Origin of the sequence: Kitasatospora sp. YST-16 (assembly GCF_026802215.1) — a bacterium.
Taxonomy (GTDB): Bacteria; Actinomycetota; Actinomycetes; order Streptomycetales; family Streptomycetaceae; genus Kitasatospora; species Kitasatospora cineracea.
This window is the reverse complement of record NZ_CP113837.1, coordinates 5434230-5457461: the sequence shown is the minus strand read 5'-3', so window position 1 is coordinate 5457461 and position 23232 is coordinate 5434230. Positions and strand designations below refer to the sequence as shown.

At 74.2% G+C, this 23232-nt stretch carries 23 protein-coding genes and 1 pseudogene; 8 read left to right on the top strand and 16 right to left on the bottom strand.

Annotation, left to right across the window (positions count from 1 at the left end):
- Positions 1–163: 163 nt before the first annotated feature.
- On the top strand, positions 164–412 hold the full coding sequence (locus OU787_RS24760; RefSeq protein ID WP_268660568.1) for a hypothetical protein: 249 nt from the start codon (positions 164–166) through the stop codon (positions 410–412).
- Positions 413–442: 30 nt separating this feature from the next.
- Here OU787_RS24760 and moaA read toward each other — a convergent pair whose 3' ends face one another.
- The 4 genes from moaA to OU787_RS24740 all read right to left on the bottom strand — a co-directional run bounded on the left by moaA (position 443) and on the right by OU787_RS24740 (position 4771).
- Entirely contained in the window at positions 443–1432 is a 990-nt protein-coding gene (gene moaA / locus OU787_RS24755; RefSeq protein ID WP_268660567.1) for a GTP 3',8-cyclase MoaA, read from the bottom strand.
- A 101-nt stretch (positions 1433–1533) separates the two neighbouring features.
- Positions 1534–3141 (bottom strand): solute symporter family protein, encoded by a 1608-nt coding sequence (locus tag OU787_RS24750; protein ID WP_030461136.1) that lies wholly within the window; start codon positions 3139–3141, stop codon positions 1534–1536.
- On the bottom strand, positions 3138–3515 hold the full coding sequence (locus tag OU787_RS24745) for a DUF485 domain-containing protein (RefSeq protein WP_268660566.1): 378 nt from the start codon (positions 3513–3515) through the stop codon (positions 3138–3140). Before OU787_RS24745 ends, OU787_RS24750 begins: the two co-directional genes overlap by 4 nt.
- A 212-nt stretch (positions 3516–3727) precedes the next feature.
- Positions 3728–4771, bottom strand: a complete 1044-nt coding sequence (locus tag OU787_RS24740) for a zinc-dependent alcohol dehydrogenase family protein (protein WP_030461134.1) — start codon at positions 4769–4771, stop codon at positions 3728–3730.
- 124 nt (positions 4772–4895) lie between these two features.
- Between OU787_RS24740 and OU787_RS24735 the strand changes: the two genes are divergently transcribed.
- The gene (locus tag OU787_RS24735) at positions 4896–5885 is read left to right on the top strand and encodes a DEDDh family exonuclease (protein ID WP_268660565.1); all 990 of its coding nucleotides are present in this window, start codon (positions 4896–4898) and stop codon (positions 5883–5885) included.
- Positions 5886–5916: 31 nt separating this feature from the next.
- Positions 5917–6714, top strand: coding sequence for an SURF1 family cytochrome oxidase biogenesis protein (locus OU787_RS24730; protein ID WP_268660564.1), 798 nt, complete (start codon positions 5917–5919; stop codon positions 6712–6714).
- A gap of 162 nt (positions 6715–6876) precedes the next feature.
- Here OU787_RS24730 and OU787_RS24725 read toward each other — a convergent pair whose 3' ends face one another.
- Positions 6877–9171: a SpoIIE family protein phosphatase gene (locus tag OU787_RS24725; RefSeq protein WP_268660563.1), complete on the bottom strand. Its 2295-nt coding sequence runs from the start codon at positions 9169–9171 to the stop codon at positions 6877–6879.
- A 168-nt stretch (positions 9172–9339) separates the two neighbouring features.
- Between OU787_RS24725 and OU787_RS24720 the strand changes: the two are divergent.
- The 3 genes and pseudogenes from OU787_RS24720 to OU787_RS24710 form a co-directional block, all read left to right on the top strand.
- A pseudogene (locus OU787_RS24720) lies at positions 9340–9765 on the top strand (carbohydrate binding domain-containing protein); the annotation flags it as partial.
- 48 nt (positions 9766–9813) lie between these two features.
- The gene (locus OU787_RS24715) at positions 9814–10833 is read left to right on the top strand and encodes a right-handed parallel beta-helix repeat-containing protein (protein ID WP_442788648.1); all 1020 of its coding nucleotides are present in this window, start codon (positions 9814–9816) and stop codon (positions 10831–10833) included.
- A gap of 42 nt (positions 10834–10875) precedes the next feature.
- Entirely contained in the window at positions 10876–11631 is a 756-nt protein-coding gene (locus tag OU787_RS24710; RefSeq protein WP_268660562.1) for an SDR family oxidoreductase, read from the top strand.
- A 97-nt stretch (positions 11632–11728) separates the two neighbouring features.
- Here the strand turns inward: OU787_RS24710 and OU787_RS24705 are convergent, their stop codons facing one another.
- The 10 genes from OU787_RS24705 to OU787_RS24660 form a co-directional block, all read right to left on the bottom strand.
- On the bottom strand, positions 11729–12952 hold the full coding sequence (locus tag OU787_RS24705; RefSeq protein ID WP_051817119.1) for an MFS transporter: 1224 nt from the start codon (positions 12950–12952) through the stop codon (positions 11729–11731).
- A 116-nt stretch (positions 12953–13068) separates the two neighbouring features.
- Positions 13069–13704 carry a hypothetical protein gene (locus tag OU787_RS24700; protein WP_035955817.1) on the bottom strand — a complete coding sequence of 212 codons (636 nt, stop codon included), beginning with the start codon at positions 13702–13704 and terminating at the stop codon, positions 13069–13071.
- Positions 13701–14357: a DUF6286 domain-containing protein gene (locus OU787_RS24695; protein WP_268660561.1), complete on the bottom strand. Its 657-nt coding sequence runs from the start codon at positions 14355–14357 to the stop codon at positions 13701–13703. Before OU787_RS24695 ends, OU787_RS24700 begins: the two co-directional genes overlap by 4 nt.
- Complete coding sequence (locus tag OU787_RS24690; protein WP_035955803.1) at positions 14354–14686, bottom strand: hypothetical protein; 333 nt, start codon at positions 14684–14686, stop codon at positions 14354–14356. The genes OU787_RS24695 and OU787_RS24690 overlap by 4 nt, the downstream gene beginning before the upstream one ends.
- Positions 14686–14877, bottom strand: a complete 192-nt coding sequence (locus OU787_RS24685) for a hypothetical protein (protein ID WP_030461125.1) — start codon at positions 14875–14877, stop codon at positions 14686–14688. The genes OU787_RS24690 and OU787_RS24685 overlap by 1 nt, the downstream gene beginning before the upstream one ends.
- Before the next feature lie 46 nt (positions 14878–14923).
- Positions 14924–15400 (bottom strand): Asp23/Gls24 family envelope stress response protein, encoded by a 477-nt coding sequence (locus OU787_RS24680; RefSeq protein ID WP_030461124.1) that lies wholly within the window; start codon positions 15398–15400, stop codon positions 14924–14926.
- Between the two features lie 162 nt (positions 15401–15562).
- Positions 15563–16363, bottom strand: coding sequence for an enoyl-CoA hydratase/isomerase family protein (locus OU787_RS24675; RefSeq protein WP_051817116.1), 801 nt, complete (start codon positions 16361–16363; stop codon positions 15563–15565).
- A 241-nt stretch (positions 16364–16604) separates the two neighbouring features.
- Positions 16605–16838: a helix-turn-helix domain-containing protein gene (locus tag OU787_RS24670; RefSeq protein ID WP_030461122.1), complete on the bottom strand. Its 234-nt coding sequence runs from the start codon at positions 16836–16838 to the stop codon at positions 16605–16607.
- Positions 16839–17186: 348 nt separating this feature from the next.
- On the bottom strand, positions 17187–18785 hold the full coding sequence (locus tag OU787_RS24665; RefSeq protein ID WP_030461121.1) for an ABC-F family ATP-binding cassette domain-containing protein: 1599 nt from the start codon (positions 18783–18785) through the stop codon (positions 17187–17189).
- 117 nt (positions 18786–18902) lie between these two features.
- A complete protein-coding gene (locus tag OU787_RS24660; RefSeq protein WP_268660560.1) occupies positions 18903–19817 on the bottom strand; it encodes a hypothetical protein in 915 nt (304 codons plus the stop codon).
- 199 nt (positions 19818–20016) lie between these two features.
- Between OU787_RS24660 and ypfJ the strand changes: the two genes are divergently transcribed.
- Both ypfJ and OU787_RS24650 read left to right on the top strand, forming a co-directional pair.
- On the top strand, positions 20017–20904 hold the full coding sequence (gene ypfJ / locus OU787_RS24655; protein ID WP_268660559.1) for a KPN_02809 family neutral zinc metallopeptidase: 888 nt from the start codon (positions 20017–20019) through the stop codon (positions 20902–20904).
- Positions 20905–21006: 102 nt separating this feature from the next.
- A complete protein-coding gene (locus OU787_RS24650; protein WP_051817115.1) occupies positions 21007–22089 on the top strand; it encodes a glycoside hydrolase family 26 protein in 1083 nt (360 codons plus the stop codon).
- Here the strand turns inward: OU787_RS24650 and OU787_RS24645 are convergent.
- A complete protein-coding gene (locus OU787_RS24645; RefSeq protein WP_268660558.1) occupies positions 22066–23211 on the bottom strand; it encodes a GNAT family N-acetyltransferase in 1146 nt (381 codons plus the stop codon). The two genes, OU787_RS24650 and OU787_RS24645, sit on opposite strands and share 24 nt — an antisense overlap.
- Positions 23212–23232 lie beyond the last annotated feature (21 nt).

The window sequence follows — 23232 nt, the reverse complement described above, 5'->3', positions numbered from 1 at the left end:
CAAATTAATCATCGGACAGGCGCACCGACGGCCCTTCCGCCGTGCCATACTTCCTTAGCGCTCCGCATCCCCCGTCGGAGCGACAGACCGACGCCGGGCAGCTCCCCCCGTGGCTGCCCGGCGTCGTCATGCCCGGAGCCGGACCGGACATAGGATCGACCGCATGGACACCCCCGCGCACCCCCTCTTCGGCACTCCTCCCGGCGGCCCCGACAGCCCCGAAAACCCCCCGAAGTGCTCCGCCAAGGGCTGCCGCGACCTCGCCGCCTGGTCCCTGCGCTGGAACAACCCCAAGCTGCACACCCCCGACCGCCGCAAGACCTGGCTCGCCTGCGACGCCCACCGCGACTCGCTCAGCCAGTTCCTGGCCGTCCGCGGCTTCCTCAAGGAGACCGAGCCCTTCTCCGGCTGAGCCCCGCTCCGGGCCCCGGCAGCGCCGCGCTCAGCCGCCGATCGCCGACATCGGCCGCTCCGGCTGGAGGAACTCCGGCCGGTCGATGCCCGCGCCGGCCTTCTTGCCCCACATCGCCGCCCGCCACAGCTCCGCCAGCTCCGCGTCGCCCGCGCCGGAGCGCAGCGCGCCGCGCAGGTCGGTCTCGCCGGTGGCGAACAGGCAGTTGCGGACCTGGCCGTCGGCGGTGAGCCGGGTGCGGTCGCAGGCCCGGCAGAACGGGCGGGTGACGGAGGCGATCACGCCGACCGTCGCGGGCCCGCCGTCGACCAGCCAGCGCTCGGCGGGGGCGGCGCCGCGGGCGGCGGCCGGTTCGGGGGTCAACTCGAAGCGGGTGCGCAGCAGTTCGAGGATCTCCTCGGCGGTGACCATCCGGGTGCGGTCCCAGCCGTGCTGCGCGTCCAGCGGCATCTGCTCGATGAAGCGCAGCTGGTAGCGGTGCTCGATCGCCCAGGCCAGCAGGTCGGCGGCCTCGCCGTCGTTGACGCCGCGCATCAGGACGGCGTTGAGCTTGACCGGCCGCAGCCCGGCGGCCTCGGCGGCGGCCAGGCCGTCGAGCACGTCCTGGTGGCGCTTGCGCCGGGTGAGCCGGGCGAAGGTGTCGGGGTCGAGGGTGTCGAGCGAGACGTTGACCCGGTCGACGCCGGCGTCGCGCAGGGCGGGGGCGATCCGGGCCAGGCCGATGCCGTTGGTGGTGAGCGAGATCTCCGGCCGGGGCTCCAGCGCGGCGCAGGCGGCGATGATCGCCACCAGCCCGGGCCGCAGCAGCGGTTCCCCGCCGGTGAAGCGCACCTCCCGGACGCCCAGCGAGCCGACCGCGAGGGCGACCAGCCGGACGATCTCCTCGTCGGTGAGCAGTTCGGGCTTGCCGAGCCAGTTGAGGCCCTCTTCGGGCATGCAGTAGGTGCAGCGCAGGTTGCACCGGTCGGTGAGCGATACCCGCAGGTCGACGGCCTGCCGGCCGTAGGTGTCGAGGAGCATCCGGCGCCCGCCTTTCCTGGAAAAAGCCCGCTGGCCCGGCCACCGTGCGGTGGCCGGGCCAGCTTAACGCCGCTCCCGGACACCGCCGGGGAGGTGTTCGCTCAGTGGGCGCCCAGGCCGGTGAGCGAGCGGACTTCCAGTTCAGCGTACTTCGCCGGGTCGGCCTTCTCCCGGGAGAGGTAGGTGCCGATCACGCCGGCCAGGAAGCCGACCGGGATGGAGACCAGGCCGGGGTTCTCCAGCGGGAACCAGTCGAAGGAGGCGCTCGGGACGAGCGCCTTGGCGTTGCCGGAGACCACCGGGGAGAAGACCACCAGGGCGACGGAGGTGATCAGGCCGGCGTAGGTGGAGGCGACCGCGCCGGTGGTGTTGAACCGCTTCCAGAACAGCGAGTACAGCAGGGTGGGCAGGTTGGCGGAGGCGGCGACCGCGAAGGCCAGCGCGACCAGCGCGGCGGCGTTCAGCTTGTCGGCGAAGATCGACAGCAGGATGGCGACCGCGCCGATCGCCACCGCGGCGAGCTTGGCGCTGGCCACCTCCTCCTTCTCGGTGGCCTTGCCGCGCCGGATCACGTTGGCGTACAGGTCGTGGGCGAAGGAGGACGAGGACGCCAGGGTGAGTCCGGCGACCACGGCCAGGATGGTGGCGAAGGCGACCGCGGAGATCACCGCGAGCAGCACCGCGCCGCCGGTGGTGCCGGCGCCGCCGCCGAGGTGTTCGGCGAGCAGCGGGGCGGCGGTGTTGCCGGACTTGTCGGCGGACAGCGCCTTGCGGCCGACCAGGGCGGCGGCGCCGAAGCCGAGGGCGAGCGTCATCAGGTAGAAGACGCCGATGATGCCGATCGACCAGAGCACCGACTTCCGGGCGGTACGCGCGGTGGGCACGGTGTAGAAGCGCACCAGGATGTGCGGCAGCGCGGCGGTGCCGAGCACCAGGGCGATGCCGAGGCTGAGGAAGTTGAGCTTGGTGGTGCCGTTGGTGCCGTACTTGAGGCCGGGTTGCAGGAACTTGTCGCCGCTGCCACTGGCCTTGGCGGCGGAGCCGAGCAGTTCGGACAGGTTGAAGTGGAACTTGGCCAGCACCAGGACGGTCATCAGCCCGGCGCCGAGGATCAGCAGCACGGCCTTGATGATCTGCACCCAGGTGGTGCCCTTCATGCCGCCGATGACGACGTACAGCACCATCAGGGCGCCGACCGCGACGATGGTCCAGCGCTTGGCGGAGTCGCTCTGGGCGCCGAGCAGCAGGGCGACCAGCGAGCCGGCGCCGACCATCTGGGCCAGCAGGTAGAAGATCGACACCACGATGGTGGAGATGCCGGCGGCGGTGCGGACCGGGCGCTGGCGCATCCGGAAGGCCAGCACGTCGGCCATGGTGTAGCGGCCGGAGTTGCGCAGCGGTTCGGCGACCAGCAGCAGGGCGACCAGCCAGGCGACCAGGAAGCCGATCGAGTAGAGGAAGCCGTCGTAGCCGGAGAGCGCGATGGCGCCGGTGATGCCGAGGAAGGACGCGGCGGACATGTAGTCGCCGGAGATCGCCAGTCCGTTCTGGAAGCCGGTGAAGCTGCGGCCGCCGGCGTAGAAGTCGGAGGCGTCGCGGTTGTTGCGGCCGGCCCACAGGGTGATGCCGAGGGTGGCGACGACGAACACCCCGAACAGGGACATGATCAGGGTGCGGTGGTCGCTCGCGGAGGTGGCCAGCTGCGTCATTCGGCGGCCTCCTCGGCCACGGCGGTGTGGTCGGCGCCCTGGGCGGGCAGCGTGGCGTCGGCCCGGCCGCGGATCACGGCGGCCCGCGGGTCCAGTTGCCGGTCGGCGAACCGGGCGTACCAGGCGGCGATGACGAAGGTGCTGGCGAACTGGAGGAGCCCGAGCACCAGCGCGATGTTGATGTTGCCGACGACCTTGGTGCTCATGAAGCCGGGGGCGTAGCAGCTGAGCAGGACGTACAGCAGGTACCAGAGGACGAATCCGGCCGTGACCGGGAAGGCGAAGTTCCGGAAGGAGCTCCGGAGTTGCCGGAACTCCGGTGACTCCTCGATACGTTGGAACGATTCGGGGGCTGTCTCGGGCGGGGGTGCCACGCGGGGTCTCCTGACGTCTTCGGTGCGACGGACGATCAGATGGACGTGAGTGACGTCACATTGAGTGCGCTGCATGCTAGATCGAGGAGCGGGTGCCGAGAAGCTTCCCCACGCGATGTGGCCGAAAACTGACCAGAACACGCCACCGGGGCGGCCGCTTTGCGGCCACCCCGGTGTGATGATCAGTCAATTGTCCCTGTTCGCGGGCCGGTTCAGAACGCGATCCGGACCTTCAGCGCCGTCCGCTCGTCCATCGCCCGGTACCCCTCCGGCACCTCGTCCAGCCCGATCGTGCGGTCGAACACCGCGCCCGGGTCGATCGCCCCGGAGAGCACGTCCGGCAGCAGCTCGGGGATGTACGCCCGGGCCGGGGCGACGCCGCCGACCAGCCGCACGTTCCGGCCGAACATCTGGCCGATGTCCACGCCCGCGCTGCCGCCGTGCGGCACGCCCACGTAGCCGACCGCGCCGCCGTCCCGGGCGATCGACAGCGCGGTGCGCATCGACTCCTCGGTGCCCACCGCCTCCAGCACCGCGTGCGCGCCCTGCCCGCCGGTCAGCTCCCGGACCGCCTCGACCGCCGCCTCGCCGCGCTCCGGCACCACGTCGGTGGCGCCGAACGAGCGGGCGATCGCGGTGCGGCCCGCGTGCCGGCCGAGCGCGATGATCCGGCCCGCGCCCAGCCGGTGCGCGGCCAGCACGCCGCACAGCCCGACCGCGCCGTCGCCGACCACCGCGACCGTCGCCCCCGGCCGCACGCCCGCCGAGACCGCCGCGTGGTGCCCGGTCGCCATCACGTCGGACAGCGCCAGCAGCCCGGGCAGCAGCTTCGCGTCGCCGGCCGCCTCCTTGGGCAGCTTCACCAGCGTCCCGTCCGCGAACGGCACCCGGACCGCCTCGCCCTGCCCGCCGTCCGACCCCGGGGTGCCCCAGAACCCGCCGTGCGGGCAGGAGGTCTGCAGGCCCTCGCGGCAGTACTCGCACACGCCGTCCGACCAGACGAACGGGGCCACCACCAGGTCGCCGACCGCGAAGCCGCGCACCTCGGCGCCGGCCTCCTCGACGAAGCCCAGGAACTCGTGCCCGATCCGCTGCCCGGCCTGGCGCTTGGAGACCCCCCGGTACGCCCACAGGTCGCTGCCGCAGATGCAGGCGTTCAGCACCCGGACCACGACGTCGGTCGGCCGCTCGATCCGCGGGTCCGGCACCTCCTCGATCCGGATGTCCTGGGGGCCGTGGATCACGGTGGCGCGCATGAGGGAGTTCCTTCGTTCTACGGGGTACCGCGGGCGTCCGCACCCGCGTCTCCAGTGCCAAGGCACCGCCCGCCCCCGCTATTCCGTCCGGAGCCGCCCGCCGCTCCCCGTACAGTGGTGCGTTATGTACGCGCCATTCCCGACCTCGCCGCTCCCGGCACCGCGCACCGGCCCCGGCGGGGGCCCCGGGCGCGGCTTCGCCGTGGTCGACGTGGAGACCACCGGTCTCGGCCGCTCCGACCGGGTGATCTCGGCGGGCGTCTACCAGCTCGACCCGGACGGCGAGATCACCGACCACTGGTACACCCTGGTCAACCCCGAGCGGGACCCGGGACCGGTCTGGATCCACGGCCTGACCAGCGAGGTGCTGGCCGGGGCGCCGACCTTCCCGGAGGTCGCCGCCGAGTTCGCCGAGCGGCTGCGCGACCGGGTGCTGGTCGCCCACAACGCGCTGTTCGACTGGAACATGATCTCCCGCGAGTTCTCCCGGGCGGGCCTGCGCGCCCCGGTCGAGCAGCGGCTGTGCACCATGGTGCTGGCCCGCGACCTGCGGCTGCCGCTGCCCAACGGCAAGCTCTCCTCGCTGGCCGCCCACTTCGGCGTGCACCAGCGCCAGGCCCACCACGCGCTGGACGACGCCCGGGTGCTCGCCGAGGTGTTCCGCCCCTCGCTGGAGCTGGCCCGCAGCGGCGGCGTCCCGCTGCCGCTGACCGCCTGCGTCGCCGTCACCGACCTCGGCGAGGACGCCGCCGCCACCGCGGCGGCCCCGGCCCGCGGCTCCTGGAGCTCCTCCTACCGCCCCGGCCGCAAGCGCCCGGCCTGCCCGTACCCGAACCCGGGCCGCTGGGCGGACGGCTCCCCGCTGGTGCAGGGCATGCGGGTGGCGATCACCGGCGACACCGCCACCGACCGCGAGCTGCTGGAGGACCGGGCCACCGAGGCCGGCCTGCACATCGCCTCCTCGGTCAGCCGGCTCACCAGCCTGCTGGTCACCAACGAGCCCGCCTCGTGGAGCGGCAAGGCCCGCAAGGCCCGCGAGTACGGCACCCCGGTGGTCGGCGAGGACGCCTTCCTGCAGCTGCTGCGCGAGGTCGCGCCGCACCCCGGTGCCTGACGCGGCGGTAAGGAGGGTTAGCGTGCCGGGTGTGTACCGATTCCTGCTGTCCCTGCGCTGGGCGGTCATCGTCCTGGTGGCCGCGGTGCTGGTCCCGACCATGATCAAGCTGGGGTTCTGGCAGTACCACCGGCACGAGGCACGGGTGGCCCGCAACGACCTGGTGGCGCGCAACCTGGGCAGCGCCCCGGTCGCCTTCGACTCGCTCTCCTCCCCCGGCTGGTCCGTCCCGACCGGCGAGGTCTGGCGCACCGTGACCGCCACCGGCAGCTACGACACCGCGCACGAGGTGGTCGTCCGCGGCCGCACCGAGCCCGGCGGCTCCACCATCGGCTACTTCGTGGTCACCCCGCTGGTGCTCGCCGACGGCAGGGGCTCGGTGCTGGTCAACCGCGGCTGGGTGGAGTCCGCCGCGGACGCCGCCAGCATCCCGGACGTCCCGGCCCCGCCGTCCGGCGAGGTCACCGTCACCGGCCGGCTGCGCGCCGACGAGACGTACGCCTCGCTGGGCGTGAAGAACCGCGGCGGCCTGCCCGAGCGGATGTACAAGGTGATCAACACCGCCGAGCAGGCCAAGTACGCGAACAGCACCGTGCTCGGCGGCTACCTGGAGCTGTCCTCCTCCCGGCCCGCCGCCGGCCCCTCCCCCGAGCTGCTCGCCGAGCCCGGCCACTCCGACATCGGCCCGCACATGGCGTACGCGATCCAGTGGTGGCTGTTCACCTCGCTGATCCCGATCGGCCTGGTGGTGATGGCCCGCCGCGAGGCCAAGCAGCACGCCTCCGAACGGGCCGCCGAGGCCGGGGAACTGGTCGGCGCTACCAGCTGAGGGGGGGCGGGTCGGGGCCTGCCTGACGGCCCCGCCGGATCAGCGCGCGTTGTTGGGCGCCCGGCTGGGCGTGCCGGCGAAACGCCCTCGTACTGGAAGTACTCGGGCGTTTTGCCGGTGCGGCCAGGCGGGATGCCCGGCGGCGCGCGCCCGGCGGGGTCGTCAGGCAGGCCCCATCGGTTGCTCGGCCCAGATGGTCTTGCCGCTGCGGGTGTAGCGGCTGCCCCAGCGCTCGGTCAGCTGGGCGACCAGGTACAGGCCGCGGCCGCCCTCGTCGGTGAGCCGGGCCCGGCGCATCCGCGGCTGGGTGGCGCTGGGGTCGGAGACCTCGCAGGTCAGCACCGAGGAGCGGATCAGCCGCACCATCACCGGCCCGCCCGCGTACCGGATCGCGTTGGTGACCAGTTCGCTCAGCACCAGCTCGGTGGTGAACACCAGCCCGTCCAACCCCCACTCCTCCAGCGTCCGGGTGGCGGCCTCGCGCACCCCGGCGACCGCCGACGGGTCGGCCTCGATGGTCCACACGGCGGTGTCCGCGGGCGGCACCGGGTGCAGCCGGGCCAGCAGCAGCGTGACGTCGTCGCTGAGCCCGGCGGTGGACATCTCGGCGACGATCGCCCGCCCGGCCGCCGCCAGGTCCCCGCCCAGGTCGGCCTCGCCGAGCCGGGCGGCCAGCTGCGCCATGCCCTCGTCCAGGTCGCCGCCGGTGCCGCCCTCGATCAGCCCGTCGGTGTACAGCGCCAGCACGCTGCCGCCGCGCAGCGCGCACTCGACGGTCTCGAACGGCAGCCCGCCGACGCCGAGCGGCGGCCCGGGGTTGACCGGCAGGTACTCGACCCGCCCGTCGGGGTGCACCAGGGCGGGCGGCGGGTGCCCGGCGCTGGCGGCCTGGCAGATGCCGGAGACCGGGTCGTAGACGGCGTACACGCAGGTCGCCCCGGACGGGTCGGCGACGCCGCGCTCGCGCTCCTCCTCGCTGCCCTCGACGACCAGCTGGGAGACCAGGTCGTCCAGGTGCACCAGCAGCTCGTCGGGCTCCAGGTCGAGGTCGGCCAGGGTGCGCACGGCGGTGCGCAGCCGGCCCATGGTGGCGCTGGCCTGCAGGCCGTGGCCGACCACGTCGCCGGCCACCAGGGCGACCCGGGCGCCGGAGAGCGGGATCACGTCGAACCAGTCCCCGCCGACGCCGGTCGCGGTGTCGGTGGGCCGGTAGACGCTGGCGGTGGTGGCGGCGGGCACCGCGGTCTCGGCGGGCGGCAGCAGCGAGCGCTGCAGGCCGACGGCGGCCCGGTGCTCGCGGGTGTAGCGGCGGGCGTTGTCGAGGGCGAGCGAGGCCCGGGCGGCGATCTCCCGCAGCAGTTCCAGGTCCTCGCCCGCGTACGGGCCGTCGTCGGGGCCCCGGTGGACGGTGACCCGGCCGAGCGGGCCGCCGCGGGCGTGCAGCGGGGCGCTCATCGTGGGCCGTCCGGCGGCCGCGGCGGCGGGGCGGCCGAGCTCCTCGCGGGCGATCGGTCCGAGCGGCCCGAGCGGGCGGTCGTCGGGCCCGGGCGGCCCTGCGGTGGCGGTGCGGCGGACGGGGAGCAGCCCGTCGGCGCCGGGCACCGGTTCGTCGCCGGTGAAGACGGCTTCGGCGATGTCCACCTCGGCGCGGTCGCCGAGCCCGGGCACCAGCACGCCGGCCAGGTCCTCGGCGGTGCCGGCCACCGAGAGCGAGCCGCCGACGGCGGCGGTGGCCCGGTGCAGCACGTCGGCGCGCCGCCGGTAGCGGTGCAGTTCGGTGACGTCGCCGAACAGCGCGGTGACGCCGATCAGCGTCCCGTCGGGGGCCTGCAGCCGGAAGGCCTGCACCTCCATCATCACGGCGGGGCCGGGGTCGTCCAGGGTGCGGATCGGCAGTTCGGCCCGGACCACCGGCTCCCCGGTGTCGAGCACCCGGCGCAGGATCGCCTCGGCGTCCTCGGCGTCCCGGGGCTGCAGGAAGTCGCCGAGCCGGTGGCCGGCCAGGTGGTCGGGCAGTCCGGTGTAGGGCAGCAGGTGGGTGTTGGTGCGCAGCAGCCGCAGGTCGGTGTCGAAGAAGGCCAGGCCGAGCCGGTCCTGGAGGAACAGTTCCCGGGTGAACGCCTCGTCCTGGCGCCACCGGGTGACGGTGTCGGCGGGGGTGGCCAGCACCAGGGCCCGGACCTCGCCGTGCTCGCCGGCCAGCGGCAGCACCTGGTAGGCGACCTCCAGCGGGGGCCCGCCGCCGGTGCGCAGCCGCACCTCGCCGGCCCGGCGGCCGAGCGCGGCGGCGTCGGCCGTGGCGTCGGCCAGCAGGTCGGCGGCCGGGCGGCCGGTGACCTGGGCGGCGGCCAGGCCGAGCAGCTGCTCGGCGGCGGCGGTCCAGCCCACGACGCGTCCGTCGCCGTCGACCAGGGCCGCCGCGACGCCGTCGATGTTCGGCAACCGCCGACTGTCCATGCGCTGCACCTCGGGTGGGTGGTCCGATTCCCCCATCTTCGGACGGTTCCCGGCCGCGCGCCATCGACACCCGGTCGGCGCACACCCATTGACGCCCCGTATTGGTCTAGTCCAAATTGGCCGTGCACATGCCCTGAACGCTCTTTCCCCCACTCTGGAGCGACTTCCATGACGCACCGCCTCCACCGCGGCGCCGCCGCGACCGGCGCCCTGGCCCTGGGCTCCGCCGTCCTGGCCCTGCTGCCCGCCCAGGCCGGCGCGGCCACCGAACTCCTGGCCAACGGCGGCTTCGAGTCCGGCGCGCTCTCCCCCTGGAGCTGCACCGGCACCGCCGCCCTCACCGCCTCCGGGCCGCACTCCGGCGCCGCCGCGCTGAGCGCCACCCCCGGCGCGGGCGACCTCGCCCCGTGCACCCAGGGCGTCGACGTCCAGCCGAACACCGGCTACACCCTGTCCGCCTGGGTGAAGGGCTCCTACGTCACCCTCGCCGCCACCGGCACCGGCGTGTCCACCTCCACCTGGGCGAACGCCGCCGGCTGGACGCAGCTCACCCGCACCTTCACCACCGGCCCGGACACCACCCGGGTGACGGTCGCCCTCAGCGGCTGGTACGGCAGCCCCTACCAGGCCGACGACGTCTCGCTGACCGCCCTCGGCGCCGTCCCGTCCACCCCGCCCCCGTCCTCCTCCGCGCCCGCCTCGCCCTCCGCGCCCGCCTCCCCCTCGCCCTCCGCCACCACCCCGACGCCGTCCGCCCCCGCCTCCTCGGCCGCCGCGAACACCGTCCGGGTCTCCACCGCCAAGGAGCTCCAGGCCGCGCTGAGCGCCGCCGTCCCCGGCCGCACCATCCAGCTCGCCGACGGCACCTACAGCGGCAACTTCAAGATCACCACGGCGGGCACGGCCGCCGCCCGGATCACCCTGACCGGCTCGCCGAACGCCGTCCTCACCACCTCCACCGGCGGCGGCTACGGCCTCTCGCTGGCGAACGCCCCCTACTGGACCGTCCAGGGCATCACCGTCACCAACGCCCAGAAGGGCATCATGGTCGACTCCTCGGACTACGTGGTGCTCGACGGCGTGACGGTCCACCACACCACCATGGAGGGCGTGCACTTCCGCAACTCCTCCAGCCACGGCGTGCTGCGCAACTCGACCGTGCACGACACCGGCACCGCCCACGACGGCAAGGGCGAGGGCGTCTACGTCGGCACCGCCAACACGCTCACCGACAAGAGCGACTACGTGCAGATCGTCGGCAACACCATCGGCCCGAACATCGGCGCCGAGAACATCGACCTCAAGGAGGGCACCACCGGCGGCCTGGTCTCCGGCAACCGCTTCGACGGCAACGGCCTGACGAACATCAACTACGACGACTCCTGGGTCGACGTGAAGGGCAACGGCTACGTCATCGAGAACAACACCGGCGTGCGCACCATGAACGACGGCTACCAGACCCACACCCAGCAGCCCGGCTGGGGCTGCGGCACCGTCTTCCGGGGCAACAGGTCCGACCTGACCGGCGCGAACGGCGCCAACACCGCCAAGTACGCGATCGACGTCACCAACTACTCCGCCGACTGCCCGGTCACCGTCACCGCCGACAACACCGTCACCGGAGGCACCGCCCTGGTCAACCCCGGCATCCCGGTGGGCTGACCCGGCGTCCGGGATCCGTGCCGACCGGCGAGAATGGTCGGCATGGATCTCGGACTCAAGGACAAGGTGTACGTGGTCACCGGCGCGACCCGGGGGCTCGGCCACGCCACCGCCCGGCAACTCGTCGCCGAAGGCGCCAAAGTGATCGTCACCGGCCGCACCCAGGCGGCCGCCACCGCCGCCGCGGCCGACCTCGGCGAGAACGCCCACGGCGTCGGCGCCGACAACGCCGACCCGGCCACCCCGCAGCGCCTGGTCGACGCCGCCCGCAGCCGCTTCGACGGCTTCGACGGCATCCTGATCAGCGTCGGCGGCCCCGCCGCCGGCCCGGTCTCCACCGCCACCGACGACGCCTGGCGCAGCGCGTTCGACTCCGTCTTCCTCGGCGCCCTGCGACTGGCCCGCACCGCCGCCGAACGCCTCCCCGCCGGGGGCGTCATCGCCTTCGTGCTCTCCACCTCGGTCCGCCAGCCGATCGGCGGCCTCGGCATCTCCAACGGCCTGCGCCCCGGCCTCGCCATGGCCGCCAAGACCCTCGCCGACGAACTCGGCCCGCGCGGCATCCGCGTCCTCGGCCTGCTCCCCGGCCGGATCGACACCGACCGGGTCCGCGAACTCGACTCCCTCGCCGCCGACCCCGCCGCCGCCCGCGAGGCCGCCACCGAGGGCATCCCGCTGCGCCGCTACGGCACCCCCGAGGAGTTCGGCCGCACCGCCGCCTTCCTCCTCTCCCCCGCCGCCTCCTACCTCACCGGCCTGATGCTCCCGGTCGACGGCGGAGCCATCCGCAGCCTGTAACAACCAGGAACTGCACGGCCGGGCCCCACCCCGCCGGACCACCTCGCGGGACGGCCACACGCGCCGTCCCGCGACCTCTCCGCACAGTCCCCCCGCTTCAGGCCGCCCCGCCCGCGAACACCGCCCCGTGCCGGTGCCCGCGGAAGGCCGGCTGCGCCAGCGCGAGGGCCACGGCCAGGGCGATGACCGCACCGGCGGCGGGGAAGAACGGGGCCGGGCCGAGGCGGTGGACGGCCAGGCCGGCCAGCGCGACGGAGACCGGGAAGGAGCCGGTGACGGCGAGCATCACCATGCTCATCACCCGTCCCAGCAGCCGGGCCGGCGTCCAGGTCTGGAGCATCGTCACGACGACGATGTTCTGCCAGCCGCCGGCCACGCTGTACACCGCGATGCACGCCCCGGCCCCGACCACCCCGCCCGCGTACGGCACGCCCGCCAGGCCGAGGCCCATCACCGCGGCGAGCGCGGCGAACAGCCGGGCGGGCCGCTGCGCGGGGCGGGCCCGGACCGCGATCGCCGAGCCGAGCAGCGAGCCGATGCTCAGGACGGTCAGCAGCGCGCCGTAGTCGGCGGGCCCGAGGTCGCGGTGGGCCCAGTCCGGCAGGGCGACCTCCATGGTGCCGTTGAAGGCGAGGTTGCAGACCAGCGCGACCACCATCACCACGTGCAGCAGCCGTCCGCGCCGCAGCACCTCCGCGAACCCGGGCCCCTCCCCGTCCGGGGCGGGGCCCCCGGCGCGCTCCGCCCGCGCCGGGCGCAGTCCGAGTAGCACCGCCGCCGACAGCGCGAAGGACCCGGCGTCGACCAGCAGCGCCGGCGTGGCCCCCCACAGCGCGACCAGCAGCCCGCCGAGCGAGGGGCCGAGCACACCGCCGAACTGGTTGGCCATGGTGGAGAGCGCGTTGCCCCGCCCGAGCTGGTCGGCCGGGAGCAGCCCGGGCAGCAGGGTGTACGAAGCGGGCAGGAACAGCCCGGAGCCGGCGCCCAACAGCAGGGCGGGCAGCAGGAGTTGGAGCGTCCCGGGTTCCCCGGTGGCGGAGACCGCGGCGAGCCCGGCGACGGCCGCGGCCCGGACGGCGTCCGCGCCGAGCATGATCCGGCGGCCGCCCCAGCGGTCGGCCAGGACGCCGCCGAGCGGGATGGTGGCCACCCGGGCCACCCCGTAGCAGGCCAGGACGGTGCCGAGCAGGGCCGTCCCGCCGTGCCCGCCCAGCACCAGCCAGGGCAGGGCGACGGCGTAGCAGCAGTCCCCCAGCATCGAGGCGAACTGTCCGGCCACCAGCAGCCGGAACCCCGGTATTCGCAGCGGACCGTCCCGCACTCCAACCCCCTTGATCCCACGCCGAATTGGCGGATGGTCAGTAACCGTACCGCCGCGCCCCGGCCCGTTCCGGCCGGTTGCCCGAAGTGGGGGGCGGCCGTTCCGGAGCGCGGTCGTCAGCGCACCCGGGGGGTCTTCCGGCGCTGCCGTTCCTTGCGGGGTTTGCCGCCGCGCAGCCGCAGTTGGGCGGGGAGCGACGTCAGGCCCAGCGAGTGGCGGGCGTGCTCGACCGGGCCGGTGCGGTAGGCGGAGAGCAGGGCGGCGGTGTCGGCGCCGGGGGCGAGCCGGACGGCGGTGTGCACCTCGGGGCGGCGGGCCGCTCCGGTGACCTTGACGGTGACCCGGTCGACGTCCGGGAGCGCCACCGTTTCGGCCTCGATCGCCTCCTCGACCGCCCGGCTGCGCACGTGCAGGGCGAAGTGCGGTTCGCCGGGCGCCGCGGGCGAGGGCAGGTCGACCCCGGCCGGGCCGCCCCGGCGCAGTTGGGAGAACAGCCACCACAGGCAGCCGAGAACCACCAGCGCGGGCACCGCGATGGCCACCGGCCACCACCAGTCGCGGTCGGTCCAGCGGGTGCGGCTGGCCGTGCTGAGCACGGGCTGGTCGGGCGAGGTGAGCGGCCACCAGTGGGGCGGGGTGATCCCGAGGTGCCGGTAGGCGTCGAGCCCGCCGAGCAGCACCAGGGCCCCGCCCGCCAGCAGGGCCAGCCCGACCAGGGCCAGCAGGGTGCGGTTGACGGCGCGTCGGCTCATCGGGGCGGCTCCCACTCGGCGAGTTCCCGGCGGTGGTGGCGCTCGCGCACCGGCCGGGTGCGGACGTCCAGCCGGTGCGGCGCGGCCAGCGGGATCCGGTCCAGTTCGGCCCGCAGTTCGCGCTCCGCCCCGGCCGGGTCGGTGGTGCCGGTCAGCGTGACCCGGGTGCGCCGCCGGCCGACCTTCACCTGCCAGGAGTGCACGTCGGCGCGCCGCTGGGCGCGCCCGGCGATCAGTGCGGCGACCGCGCTGCGGTGGATCGCCGCCCCGCGCGGCTCCAGCGCGAGCCAGCCGCGCAGGCCGCGGGCGAACGCCAGCCACAGCAGCAGCAGCCCGAGGGCGACCGCGCCACCCGCGATGCCCAGCACCCACGGGTCGTCCAGGTGCCGGGTCGCCAACTGCTCCGACAGCTCCCGCCGCCAGGGCCGGGCCTGCCCGCCGGCCCGCACCGCGATCACGTCGTACAGCAGCGCACCGGACGCCACCAGCAGCACGGCCACCACCAGCGCGGCCGGCACCGCCCGCTGGGAGCGCAGCCACCGCCCGGCCCGCCGCCGCCTGGCCTCCAGCCCGCTCGGCCCGCTCCCGTGCGCCGGCTCCGCGCTCGGAACGGACCGCGGCTCCGGCCCGGGCCCCGGTTCCGGCGCGGTCATCCGGCGGCCGCCGGGTGCAGCCGGTCCACGATCACGTCCGCCCCGGTCACCGGCGTGCCGGTCAGCTCGGCGACGGTGCGGCAGGCCGCGTCCCGGGCCGTCCGGGCCAGCGTGCCGACGTCGGACGGGAACGGCAGTTCCAGGTGCAGCGTCAGCCGGACCCGGCCGTGCGAGAACAGCGCCGAGACCTTCGGGCGGGGGACCGGGCCGGGCCGGTCCCGCCAGGCCGGGGCGAGCGCGTCCGCGGCGGCGCGGGCCGCGATCCGCCGGTACACCCGGTCCGCGACCTGCTCGCCGCCGCGCTGCGCGACCACCCCCGGGTGGGCCATCAGCGCCGCCGGTCCCGGCCGCGCAGCAGGTCGCCGAGGTCACCGAGCTCGATGTCCCCCTCGATCAGCCGCCCGACCACGAAACCGACCGCCCCGAGCACCGCCACCAGCAGGAACGCGGCGAAACCGCCGAAGTAGCCGGCGAAGCCGAGGGCCATGCCCGCGAGCAGGCCCACCAACGCCAGGTTCATCCGCTACTCCTTCGGCTTTCCGCTCGGCACTCGGGACGGTCACGACTCACTGCACGCGGGGGCGCCGGCCGGAGGAGGCGGGCTCCTCCTCCTCGTCCTCGTCCGGCTCGTCGGGCAGGTGGACGTCGTTGACGGCGATGTTCACCTCGACCACCTCCAGGCCGGTCATCCGCTCGACCGCCTCGATGATGTTCGACCGCACCTCGCCGGCCAGCGTGGGGATCACCACCCCGTACTCGACCACCAGCGCGATGTCGATGGCGGTCTGCTTCTCGCCGACCTCCGCCTTGATCCCGCGCCCGACGCTGGACTTCGAGCCCGGCACCCGGTCCCGCATCGCTCCGAACGTCCGGGAGAACCCCGAGCCCAGCGCGTGGATGCCCGACACCTCCCGGGCCGCCATGCCGGCGATCTTCTCCACCACTCCGACCGCGAGGGCGGTACGGCCGCGCTCACCGCTCGGCCGGTTCTCCGTCGCGTTCTTCTGCAGGTCCGCGGGGGTGGGGGTGTGAGGCTGCGTCATCTCGGTTCTCCTGACGTTCGACACCAGCTATACCGCACTTCCTCCCAACCCTGACATTTCGCCACGCGGGGCGCAGCGCGGGTGCCTGCGGACGGGCGCACCGGGCACACGAGCAGGGGCGCGGCCCGGCGGCCGCGCCCCTGCTCGTGTCGTGCGGTCGCCTCAGCGGCCCGCGAGGTCGCGGAGGCGGCGGGCCTGGGACTCGCGCTCGGCGGCGCGCTGCTGGTCGTAGGTGCGGTCGATCGCGCCGCGCAGCAGGGACTTGGTCTCGATGACGGCGTTGCGGGGGGCGGCCAGCAGGGCGGCGGCCAGGTCGGCGGCGGCGGCGGGGAGGTCGTCCGCGGGGACGGCGAGGTTGGCGAGGCCGATGGCGACGGCTTCGTCCGCGCCGATCCGGCGGCCGGTGGCGCAGATCTCCAGGGCGCGGGCGTAGCCGACGAGTTCGGTGAGCGGCTTGGTGCCGCCGAGGTCGGGGACCAGGCCGAGGGAGGTCTCCTTCATGGCGAACTGGACGTCCTCGGCGACCACCCGCAGGTCGCAGGCGAGGGCGAGCTGGAAGCCCGCGCCGACCGCGTGGCCCTGGACGGCGGCGACGGTGACCAGGTCGGTGCGGCGCCACCAGGTGAAGGCCTCCTGGTAGAAGGCGATGGTGGCGTCGAGCTCGGCGTCCGGGGAGGCGGCGAGCTGGAGGAAGCCGGTCTCGCCGGGGATGCCCTCGGGGGTGAACATGGCGCGGTCGAGGCCGGCCGAGAAGGAGCTGCCCTCGCCGCGGAGCAGGACGACCCGGACGGTGCCGGGCAGCGCCCGGCCGACGGCGGCGAGGGCCCGCCACATCGCGGGGGTCTGGGCGTTGCGGCGGGTGGGGTCACAGAGGGTGACGGTGGCGAGTTCGCCGTCCAGGTCGAGGCGGACGCCCGCCTTCTCCCACGCGGTGCGGTCGGCGTCGGGGATGTCGGTGGTCATGGCGGTTACCTTCCAGCGGCGGGGCGGGGCTGCCCGCCGACCCCGACGGGCTACTGGAGAGTAACAAAGCGGCCGACCCACGTACAGGAACGGTCCGCGCCGGGCCCGGAAACGGCGGTCGGCGGCTCGGGAGAACCCGGCCGCCGATCCGTTGTGGAGCGTCGTGCATGGCGAGCAGCGAAGTGGTGAGCCGGGGGCGGCCGGAGCTGCTCGGGTGCCGCCCGCCCGGGGTGACGGACCGTCAGGAACCGGCAGCGGCAGTGGCCTTGCCCTTGCCGCGGGTGGCTCCGCCGCGGCCCCGGAGGTTGACCCCGGACTCGCTGAGCATGCGGTGGACGAAGCCGTAGGACCGGCCCGTCTCCTCCGCGAGGGCGCGGATGCTCGCCCCGGAGTCGTACTTCTTCTTGAGATCGGCCGCGAGCTTCTCACGCGCGGCACCTGTTACCCGGCTGCCCTTTTTCAGAGTCTCGGCCACCCGTGCCTCCTCGTAGAGGTGATCGGTCAGAATCCCATGATCACCCATTGCAAGGCTCCTGGCCACCCATTCGACAAGGTCCGTCGCGGGAAAGCGGGCTCGAGCGGTGGTGCGCGCTCCGCACCAGGGCGCTCACGGAGGGTGTGCGCGCCCCTCGGTCGTTCACCCCGGTGAGCGAATCCGCTGCTCAGCCCGGACCGTCAGCGGGCAAACCGCGCGCGGCCGGACGGAGAACGGAGACGCACCTCCCGGTGTTCCCGGGATCGACGGAGGACGAGTTCTTCTCGTACCGGCGGTGGACCCCGCGTCTACCCGCCCGGTCCGGGCGGGGGCCCGGGCGGGCGGGGGTCAGGCCAGCGACACCAGGTCGTGGTAGGCGGGGCTCCACAGGTCCTCGACGCCGTCGGGGAGCAGGATGATCCGCTCCGGCTGGAGCGCCTCGACCGCGCCCTCGTCGTGGGTGACCAGCACGACCGCGCCGGTGAAGGTGCGCAGCGCGCCGAGGATCTCCTCGCGGCTGGCCGGGTCGAGGTTGTTGGTGGGCTCGTCGAGCAGCAGCACGTTGGCGCTGGAGACGACCAGCGAGGCCAGCGCGAGCCGGGTCTTCTCGCCGCCGGAGAGCACCCCGGCGGGCTTGTCCACGTCGTCGCCGGAGAACAGGAAGGAGCCGAGGATCTTGCGGATCTGCACCAGGTCGGTGTCCGGCGCGGAGGAGCGCATGTTCTCCAGCACGCTGCGCTCGGGGTCGAGCGTCTCGTGCTCCTGCGCGTAGTAGCCGATCTTCAGGCCGTGGCCGGGGATGACCTCGCCGGTGTCCGGCTGCTCCACGCCCGCGAGCATCCGCAGCAGGGTGGTCTTGCCCGCGCCGTTGAGGCCGAGGATGACGACCCGGGAGCCGCGGTCGATCGCCAGGCCCACGTCGGTGAAGATCTCCAGCGAGCCGTAGGACTTCGACAGGCCCTCGGCCGTCAGCGGGGTCTTGCCGCACGGGGCCGGGTCCGGGAAGCGGAGCTTGGCGACCTTGTCGGAGACCCGGACCTGCTCCAGGCCGGAGAGCAGCTTCTCGGCGCGGCGGGCCATGTTCTGCGCGGCAACCGTCTTGGTGGCCTTGGCGCGCATCTTGTCGGCCTGCGAGTTGAGCGTCGCGGCCTTCTTCTCCGCGTTGGCCCGCTCGCGCTTGCGGCGCTTCTCGTCGTCCTCGCGCTGCTGCTGGTACTGCTTCCAGCCCATGTTGTAGATGTCGATGGCGGAGCGGTTGGCGTCCAGGTAGAAGACCTTGTTGACGACCGTCTCGACCAGCTCGACGTCGTGCGAGATGACGATGAAGCCGCCCTTGTAGGTCTTCAGGAAGTCCCGCAGCCAGGCGATGGAGTCCGCGTCGAGGTGGTTGGTGGGCTCGTCGAGCAGCAGGATGTCGGCGTCCGAGAAGAGGATCCGGGCCAGCTCGACGCGGCGGCGCTGGCCGCCGGAGAGGGTGTGCAGTTCCTGGCCGAGGATGCGGTCGGGCAGGCCGAGCGCGGCGGCGATGGTGGCGGCCTCAGCCTCGGCGGCGTAGCCGCCCTTGGTGAGGAACTCGGTCTCCAGCCGGGCGTACTTCTTCATCGCGTTGTCGCGGGTGGCGCCCTTGCCGTTGGCCATCCGCTCCTCGTTCTCGCGCATCTTCCTCAGCACGGTGTCGAGGCCGCGGGCGGACAGGATGCGGTCCCGGGCGAGGACGTCGAGGTCTCCGGTGCGCGGGTCCTGCGGGAGGTAGCCGACCTCGCCGGAGGAGGTGACCGTGCCGCCGGCCGGGAGGCCCTCGCCGGCCAGCACCTTCGTCAGCGTGGTCTTGCCCGCGCCGTTGCGGCCGACCAGGCCGATCCGGTCGCCCGGGGCGATCCGGAAGCTGGCGGACTCGATCAGGATGCGGGCACCGGCACGAAGCTCCAGGGCGTTCGCGGAAATCATGGCTGGGGTCTCTCCTCGGCGTGGGTATGGCTCTCAGCCATTGGACCCAAGTTTACGGGAGTATCGGCAAACTCTTTTTCGCGCCAGCCGACGCGGCTTCCGGGCCGGTGACGGCGCTCACTTCTCGCAGGACGGGCGGGCCGCGGCGAACGGGACGGCGGCGGTGCCGCAGGCGGCCTCGCGGGTGCCGAGCCTGGTGTCGTACACCCAGCTGCCGATCACCGGGCCGTCCTCGACCATCACCCGGTGGCCGTCCAGCGGGCGCATCACCACGTCCGGGCCGGTGTTGAGGAAGCCGCCGTGGTCGGTGAGCGAGAACACCATGACGCCGCCGGGCAGTTGGCGGGCGGCCGAGCCGCCGGCCGGCGGGCACAGCCGCGGCACCAGCACCGCGTCGTCGGTCTGCGCGGTGCGCGCCGGGTCGAAGGCGCAGCCCGCCGGGGGGCGGGAGTTGAAGCGCAGGTCGCCGTCGCGCTCGCGGAAGCCCATCAGCAGGCCGGGGGTGACCACCGTCACGAACGCGTCGTTGACCTTGTCGTCGGACGGGTGCAGCGCGTCGGCGGCGCGCTGCAGCATGGTCTGCTGGCGCTGCTCCTCGGTGCGGGTGTCCGCGCCCGGCTCGCCGTCGGCGCGCAGCCAGTCGGCGAGGTCCGGGAAGCCGCGGTGCCAGCGCACCGAGTGGTCGGCGGTGTTGACCGCGGTGATCATGCCGTCGTCCCAGAGCACCACGGCGTCCTCGCCGACCCTGGCCAGGTGCAGCGCGGTGGCGCCCTCCCGGCGGTAGGACCACAGGCGCTCGCCGGTGGACCGCGAGTAGGCCTCCACGCCGGGGCCCACCTGGAGGTCGGCCTGCTCCGCGCCGGTCGACTGCGCGCTCACCGGGCTGGCGTCCGACGCGCCGGGGACCACCCGGTCGCCGAACGGCTCGGGCCGGTTGGCGTGGGCCGCCGCACCGGCCGCGAGGACCAGCAGGACGGCGGCGGCGGGCAGGGCCGAGCGGGGCGACAGGCTTCGCAGCGGGTTGAAGGACACGGGCGGAGTTTATCCGGCGGGTACTGACGGGAGCCCCCGGTTTACCGCCCGGCCGACCCGGGCGTGTCACTGGTCCAGACCTTTATCCGGGCCCGACGCGACCCGGCCCGACCTGCGGGTCCGCCGGGCGGGCGGATGGACGCGGCCCGCTAGGGTACCCGTGCGGTGGCCCGACCGACTGTTACAGAGGTGAGACGGAATGCAGTTCGACGACGAGGCGGAGCTCGACGCCTCGCAGGTGCAGGACCGGCGCGGCATCCCCGGCGGCGGACTGGCGGTCGGCGGCGGGGCGATCGGCATCCTCGGGCTGGTCGTGGCGCTGCTGTTCGGCATCGACCCGGGGCTGTTCGGCGCCGCCGACCAGCCGGCCGCGCCCCCGGTCGGGAAGGCCACCAGCCCCGCCCAGCTGAGCGCGGCCTGCAAGACCGGCGCGGACGCCAACAAGCGGCAGGACTGCCGGATCCTGGCCGTGGTCAACAGCGTCCAGGCGTACTGGCAGGCCGACTTCGCGGCCCGCGGACGCAGCTACCGCCCGGCCGACACCGTGCTGTTCACCGACCGGGTCGCCACCGCCTGCGGCACCGCGACCTCCGCGGTCGGGCCGTTCTACTGCCCCGGCGACGGCAAGGCCTACTTCGACCTGGGCTTCTTCGACGACATGACCCGGCAGCTGGGCGCCAAGGGCGGGCCGTTCGCCGAGGCGTACGTGGTGGCGCACGAGTACGGGCACCACGTGCAGGACCTGCTGGGCACCATGGGCAAGGTCGGCAACGACCGGCAGGGCGCGGACAGCGCCTCGGTCAAGCTGGAGCTGCAGGCCGACTGCTACGCGGGCGTGTGGACGCACCACGCCACCACCACCCCGCAGCCCTCCACCGGGCGCCCGCTGATCACCTCGCTGACCGACCAGGACATCGCGCTGGCGCTGGACGCCGCCGAGTCGGTGGGCGACGACCGGATCCAGCAGCGGGCCACCGGGCGCAGCAACCCGGAGACCTGGACGCACGGCTCCTCGGCGCAGCGGAAGCAGTGGTTCACCACCGGCTACCGCACCGGCGACCCGGCGAAGTGCGACACCTTCGGCTGACCGGCCCCCGGGTTGACCCGTTGGGGTGACATGGGGCATTTATGACGGTCCGTCAGGCTAGGCTCCTGGGGCCGGAATTGTCCCTGGACCCACGGAGAGCCCATGCGTCTCGGCCGCCTGACCCTGGCCGCTGCCGCGCTGCTGCTGGTGACCACCGCGAGCGTGCCCTCCGGCACCCCGCTCAGCCAGACCGAGCGCCACGCCGCGCTCTCCTCCGACGCCATCCAGCCGCGCGGCGCGGCGCCCCGGCCGGTGGTGCAGCGGGCGGTGCACGAGGTGCCGTTCGGCGCGTTCGTCGGCTCCTGGGACACCTACATCCCGAACATCGCCCGGATGTCCTCCTGGCTGAACAACGCCAACCTGCAGGTCGGCCACACCTACCTGGCGGGCAACGGCTGGCAGGACATCGAGGGCGAGCCGATGGTGCTCGGCCTGTGGTCGCAGTGGCGGCAGTCCGACCCCGGGCGGCGGCTGGTGCTGGGCGTGCCGATGCTCGTCCCGAACGAGGGCAACGTGCCGGACGCCGAGGTGGCCCGGCTGCTGGCCCGCGGCAACCAGGGCGAGTTCGACCAGCACTTCCTGCGCCTGGCCCGGAAGCTGGTCGCGTTCGGCGGCGGCGACACCGTCATCACCCTCGGCTGGGAGATGAACGGCGTCACCTACACCTCGCGTTGCAAGCCCGACCCGGCGGCCTGGAAGGCGTACTGGCGGCGGATCGTCGGCGTGATGCGCTCGGTGCCCGGCCAGCGCTTCTCCTTCGACTTCACCCCCACCCGCGGGCTGGACGCCATCCCCTGGACGCGCTGCTACCCGGGCGACGACGTGGTCGACATCATCGGGATGGACAGCTACGACCAGCCGGCCGGCGGCACCTTCGACGAGTACGTCTCCGAGCCGTACGGGCTGCAGGACCAGGTCGAGTTCGCCGCCAAGCGCGGCAAGCCGGTGTCCTACCCGGAGTGGGGGCTGTTCCGCAACGGCGACAACCCGGAGTTCGTCCGGCGGATGGTGGAGTGGATGCGCACCCACGACACCGCCTACCAGACCGTCACCGACTACTGCCCGCACGGCTTCTGGGCCTGCAAGGACAACCCGAAGTCGGCCGCGGTGTACAAGCAGCTGATGTCGGGCTCCTCCGGGGCCGTCGGGCCGGTGAAGACCTCACCGCAGTCGCCGCTGCGCTAGCGCCTCCTTCAGCTTCGGCATCCGGGTCCGCAGCAGGTGCACGGCGGCGATCCGGGCCCGGACCCGCAGCGCGCGGGCGGCCGCCGCGGGGGCCAGCCGGCCGGGGCCGAGCACCAGGCGCTGGTTGGACAGCTGGTCCGGGCGCCAGCGCTGCTTGTACGGCTCCTGGCCGCGCAGCAGGCTGAGCTGCGGGATCCCGGCGGCGCGGACCGCGTCCAGCGCGGCGCCGAACAGCAGCCCGGCGATGTCCAGCTTCTCCCGGAGCCGGGGGTGCGCGCCGTACATGTACAGGCCGCCGAACGGGGCGCAGAGGATCACCAGGTTCACCGCCACCACCTCGCCGTCCAGCTCGAACCGGTGTATCACCGCCCGGCCGGTCGCCACCAGGCCGGTGGTCGACTCGGTCAGGTGCGCGGCGAAGCGCGCGGTGCGGTGCTCCGGGGTGACCCCGCGGTCCTGCCACTGCAGCAGGTGCAGCCGCAGCAACTCGCCCACTGTGTACGGGACTTCCTCGGCCGTCGCGGAGTGCACCAGCACCCCGGACTGGGCGATCCTGCGGAGCTTGACCCGGCTGCGCTGGGCGGTCTTGCCGGGCAGCCGCTTCAGCAGCTCGTCCATCGGGACGGCCGGCAGGTACTGGCAGAGCGAGTCCGCGTAGCGGTGCCGGCGGCCGCGCCAGTGCGCGTACACCCGCTGCACGGCCGCCGACGGGTGCACCTCGCGCAGTTCCAGGCTGTGCCAGGGGCGGTGCAGCGGCAGGGCGGCGGCCAGCTCGGCGGCGGCCCGGTCGGCGCAGTCGTCGTCGAGCAGCACGTCGGTGAAGTCGACCAGGCCCGCGCCCAGGTTGGTCAGACCGCCGAACGGGCCGCGGCGGCGCAGCGCGGCGGCGCCGACCAGCCGGCCGTCGCGGCGGACCAGCACCAGCACCAGCGCGCCGGGGCGGCCGTAGCCGCGCCACCAGGAGCGCAGCCACGGCGCGGCCTGGAAGGCGGTCGCGGTGGCGCAGCGGCGGTGCAGGTCGTCCCAGTCGTCGGCGACCCGGTCCAGGGCGTCGTCGGCGCGCAGCACCTCGGCGCTCCACTGCTCGCGGTCGGCGGCGCAGCGGGCCGGCTGGGCGGGCACCCGGGGCCGCGCCGCTGGCGG